Origin of the sequence: Streptomyces catenulae (assembly GCF_000718015.1) — a bacterium.
GTDB classification, from domain to species: domain Bacteria; phylum Actinomycetota; class Actinomycetes; order Streptomycetales; family Streptomycetaceae; genus Streptomyces; species Streptomyces catenulae.
This window is the reverse complement of the sequence record NZ_JODY01000065.1, coordinates 1-4,758: the sequence shown is the minus strand read 5'-3', so window position 1 is coordinate 4,758 and position 4,758 is coordinate 1. Positions and strand designations below refer to the sequence as shown.

The 4,758-nt window shown below is 70.3% G+C and carries 3 protein-coding genes and 2 pseudogenes; all 5 read right to left on the bottom strand.

The annotated features are described in order from the left end of the window. A pseudogene (locus IF23_RS35295) lies at positions 1-156 on the bottom strand (roadblock/LC7 domain-containing protein); the annotation flags it as partial. Further along, the gene (locus IF23_RS0130625) at positions 107-3,199 is read right to left on the bottom strand and encodes a nitrate- and nitrite sensing domain-containing protein (RefSeq protein WP_078654375.1); all 3,093 of its coding nucleotides are present in this window, start codon (positions 3,197-3,199) and stop codon (positions 107-109) included. The pseudogene IF23_RS35295 and the gene IF23_RS0130625, both read right to left, overlap by 50 nt. 371 nt (positions 3,200-3,570) lie before the next feature. Beyond that, positions 3,571-4,167, bottom strand: a complete 597-nt coding sequence (locus tag IF23_RS0130620; protein ID WP_030289540.1) for a GTP-binding protein — start codon at positions 4,165-4,167, stop codon at positions 3,571-3,573. Further along, positions 4,148-4,555, bottom strand: coding sequence for a DUF742 domain-containing protein (locus IF23_RS0130615; protein WP_030289539.1), 408 nt, complete (start codon positions 4,553-4,555; stop codon positions 4,148-4,150). The genes IF23_RS0130620 and IF23_RS0130615 overlap by 20 nt, the downstream gene beginning before the upstream one ends. A gap of 94 nt (positions 4,556-4,649) precedes the next feature. Further along, positions 4,650-4,758: pseudogene (locus IF23_RS0130610) on the bottom strand (roadblock/LC7 domain-containing protein); the annotation flags it as partial.

Here is a 4,758-nt window from a genome sequence, read left to right as displayed (position 1 = left end):
ACCGTCCGCGGAGACCACGACCGTGTGGGACACACCGGGGGTGTTGTCCACGAAGTTGGTGATCAACCAGTTCAGGTTCTGCGCCGCCTGGCTCATCGGGCTCACACTAACGCTCCTGATCGTAGGTGCTGCCGGGGCCGAAGCCCTGTTGGTCATTGTGGGGGGACTCCGAGCGGTCCGCCCCCGCGTTGCGGCCCTGCTGGACACCGCGACGCAGATTGCTCAGCCTGCCGCGGATGTCCTCCGGGGCCCGGGAGACCTGGGGGCCACCCTGCGGGCTCTGCTCCGCCGAACCCTCGACCAGGTTGGCCTTGGGCACCCGTCGCGGCAGACCGGACGGGGTGACCCCGCCAGCCTTCGGCTCACGCAGCCGCTCCGCCCGCTCCCACCGTTCGTCGTTGGAGCTGCGCCATTCGGAGCCGTCCAGGACCTGGTCCGACGCCTCCCACCGCTGCGGGGGCACCGTCGACTCCCCGGGCTGCGCCCACTCCTGCGCAGCAGGCTGCGCCTGCTCGGTGTGGCCTCCGCGGCGCGGAAGGCCGGCATCGGTCAGCGAGTGGGTGTCGCTCGGGGACGGGCCCGGACGGTCGAATGGTACGCGCTCGGACGCGTGGGCGGGAGCGGCGGGTGTATTCCGGTCAGATTCCGCTTCGGCCCCGAAGTGCCCATCGTACGCGGCGGGTTCGAACCCGCCGCCGGTGACGGGTGCTTCGGGAGCGGCGTACGGATGCTGGTCCGTGGGGTGCGGGCCGACCGCAGGCCGGAAAGCTTCGGTACCGAAGGCACCGTCGCCGTACTGCGGTTGATCGGCTTCCGCATATGCCTGCGGCCCGGGGTGCGCGCCGTACCCGGAAAGGTCCGGCGCCGCGTTGCCCAACAGTGGTCCCCCGTCGGCCTGTTGGGCTCCCTGGGCCTCTTCCAGCGCTGCGCGACGTTCCTCACGCAGCAGTGAACGGCTCACGCCGTCCGGTCCGGTTCCGGCCGCGTGGGGGGTGGTGAACGCGGCGTCGCCGGTGTCCGGTGTGTCCGGACGTGGTGCGCGGGGTCGCTCGGGCGCGGTCCGGGGGACGGTGAAGTCCTCCTCGAACCGGCCGTTGCCACCACCGCCGTGTGTGATCGCGTCCGGCAGCATCACCAGCGAGGTGGTGCCCGCCTGCTCGCCCGAGGGGCGCAGCTGGACGCGGATGCCGTGCCGGTCGGCGAGACGGCCGACCACGAACAGGCCCATCCGCTGGGAGACCGCGGCATCCACGCTCGGCGGGTTCGCCAGCTTGTGGTTGATGTCCGCGAAGTCCTCGGCGGTCAGCCCGATGCCCTTGTCGTGGATCTCGACCATGATGCGGCCGTCGGACATGCGGGTCGCGGAGACCCGCACCTTGGTCTGCGGCGAGGAGAACGTGGTCGCGTTCTCCAGCAGCTCCGACAGCAGATGCACCAGGTCGGTGACGGCCTGACCGTGGATCTCGCTCTCGGTGACCCCGGCCAGCTCGATCCGCTCGTACGACTCGACCTCGGAGGTGGCCGCACGCAGGACGTCGACGAGGGGGACCGGCTGGTCCCAGCGGCGGCCCGGCTCCTCGCCCGCGAGGATGAGGAGGTTCTCGCCGTTGCGCCGCATGCGCGTGGCGAGGTGGTCCATCCGGAAGAGGTTCTCCAGCTGGTCCGGGTCGGCCTCGTTGTTCTCCAGGTCGGTGATGAGCGTCAGTTGACGTTCGATCAGGCCCTGGTTGCGGCGCGAGAGGTTGGTGAAGATCGCGTTGACGTTGCCCCGCAGCATCGCCTGCTCGGACGCCAGCCGGACCGCCTCGCGGTGCACCTGGTCGAAGGCGCGGGCGACCTCGCCGATCTCGTCGGTCGTCCCGATCGGGATCGGCCGGACCCGGGTGTCGACCCGGCCCGGCTCGGTGCGCGAGAGCTGGTCGACGAGGAGCGGCAGCCGCTGCTCGGCGATGGAGAACGCCGCGGTGCGCAGGGTGCGCATGTTCCGGCTCATCCGGCGCGCCATCAGACCGGCCACCAGGAAGGCGGCGATCAGGGCGGCGAGCACGATGCCGGTGTCGGTGAAGGTGGTCCGCTTCGCGTCCGCCGAGATCTGCGCGGCCTCCGCGACGGCCTTGTCCGCGAGGTCCTTCTCGATGGACCGGTACATGTCGAAACCGCCGGTGGCCGCCGCGAACCACACCCCGGGGGTGATGCCGCGGGCCGCCAGATCCTCCGGCGATTCGCCGGAACCGATCGCGGTGGCCATGGCGTCCATGGAGGGGGGAGCACGGAACGGCCGTCCGCCCGCCTCGGCCTCCCGCTCGGCCCGTGCGTTCTTCGACCTGACCGTCGCCTTCAGCGCGGCGGTGTCCTTCTTCAGCCGCTCGACGTCCTCGGGGGTGCCGCCGGAGGTGTACTCGCCGATGGCGATGTTCTCCAGGTAGCGGTAGGACGCGAAGGCGGTGAGCTGACGCTTGTGGGTGGTGCCGGTGGCCGGGTCGACGAGGAGGTGGACGCCGATCGAGCGCTCCAGCGAGGCCGCGGCCTTGGCGAGGGAGAGGGCGTAGACGGTGCGGCCGTAGGAGGTGATGTTGCCGGTGCCCAGGCCGAGTTCGTTGGCGAACTCCATCAGCGGGTGCTGGATGGCGACGTAACCCTCTTCGGTACGTACGCCGGGCAGTGCCGAGGTGTACGCGGAGTCGCGCAGCGCGCCGAGACCCTTCTCGGCGGTGGTGAACGCGGCGAGGCGGCGCTTGAGTCCCGGCTTGTCCGGCATCGACTCCGCGGCGGTACGGAAACCGGCCGCGGCCCGGTCGGTGGCGGCGCGGGCGTCCCCGACGGCCGGGTCGTTCTTCTTGCCGTCCAGCAGGGGTTCGGCGGTGCGGTCCCGCTCGTCGATGAGCGCGTTGCCGTAGGTGAGGGCGGCGCGGACGAGCTTCGCGGTGGCCTCGGCGTCCTGGGCGTCCTGCCAGGTTTCGAGGGAGGAGTTGACCCGCAGCCCGCCGAATACCAGGGCGAGCAGGACCGGGATCAGCAGAATGGCGTTGAGGCGGGTGGCCACCCGCCAGTTGCGCGGGGAGTACGGCTTCCCACCGGAAACGGGCGGGGTGGGGGCGGTCTCGGGCGTCCCGGGAGCCGGGCCGGTACTGCGCGACGGCGGGGTGAAGTTGCCCCGCCGGGCCTCCCGCGGCTCGGGGCTCGCCTTGCTTCGCCTCACTCGACCAACAACCTCTCGGCGCGACACGTCGTGCTGTGCCGTTTCTTCTGGGCGTCTCTCCTTCGGAGTTCAGCGAATTTCAGCACGTCGGACGGGTGCGTTCCAAACACTGAGCAAAGCCTGGGGGAGGCGGGGGAGACCTCAGATAAAAGGGGCGTTAAGGGCGAGCCGCGGCAAAATGCGGGGGAAGCGTGTGCACAGTGGAGCCAGATGTGCGCACGGTGTGTCTGTGGCGGGGTAATTGCCTGCCGAAACGTTATGAACACAATCGACAGCGTGTCCAACGACACAGCGTGTGACACGGTTGGTGACACACCCGGGTGGAACGCCGTACGGCGGGTCCGCCCGGAACGCTCCGGACGGACCCCCGCTCAGCGGAGCCGGGCCATCAACGCGTGCTCGACCAGCGTGATCAGCGCGCTCTTCGCCTCGCTGCGGTGGCGGGCATCGGTCGTGATGATCGGCGTACCGGGCCCGATCTGGAGCGCCTCGCGCACCTCTTCGGGCGTGTGCGGCTGCTGCCCCTCGAAACCGTTCAGTGCGATGACGAAGGGGAGTCCGCTGTTCTCGAAGTAGTCGACGGCGGGGAAGCAGTCGGCGAGGCGGCGGGTGTCGACGAGGACGACGGCGCCGATCGCGCCGCGCACCAGGTCGTCCCACATGAACCAGAAGCGGTCCTGACCGGGTGTACCGAAGAGGTACAGGATCAGGTCCTGGTCCAGGGTGATGCGGCCGAAGTCCATCGCCACGGTCGTCGTGGTCTTGTCCTGGACGTGGCTGAGGTCGTCGATCCCCGCCGACGCGGAGGTCATCACGGCCTCCGTACGCAGCGGGTTGATCTCCGAGACGGCGCCGACGAAGGTCGTCTTGCCGACGCCGAAGCCGCCCGCCACCACGATCTTCGCCGAGGTGGTCGAACGCGCCGGGGCGCCTTCCCCGTACGCGGCGTCAGAGCTTGCGAAGTCCACTGAGCACCCTCTCCAGCAGCGTCACGTCCGGCGTACCACCGGCCTCACCGCTGCCACCCGGCTGATGGATCGCCACCATCCCGGCTTCCGCCAGGTCGGCGACGAGAATGCGCGCCACCCCCAGCGGTATGTGCAGCAGCGCCGAGACCTCGGCCACCGACTTGACCTCGCGGCACAGGTGGCAGATGCGCTGGTGCTCCGGCAGCAGACCGGGGACCTGGGCCGGGTCGGCCGTGGTGCTGACCAGCGCCTCGATGGCGAGCTGGTAGCGCGGCCGGGTGCGGCCGCCCGTCATGGCGTAGGGACGCACCAGGGGCTGGTCGCCTTCGCCGCCGTACGACGCCTGACTGTAGGCATCGTAGGGGTCCGACGTGGGTGGCGGGGTCATGGATCCTCCGGGCGTGACAACTGTCTTGTGCGGGACGGCCGTCGGGTTGGGCCGGTGGCTGTTCGGCGGTGTACGGGACAAGTGCTGCGGCGCTTCAGTGCAACAGGCTGCCCTGGAGTTCGGCGCGTAGGTCGGGGGTGAGGACGTTGCCTGCGCGGTCGACCAGGAGGGCCATTTCGTAGCCGACGAGGCCGATGTCGCAC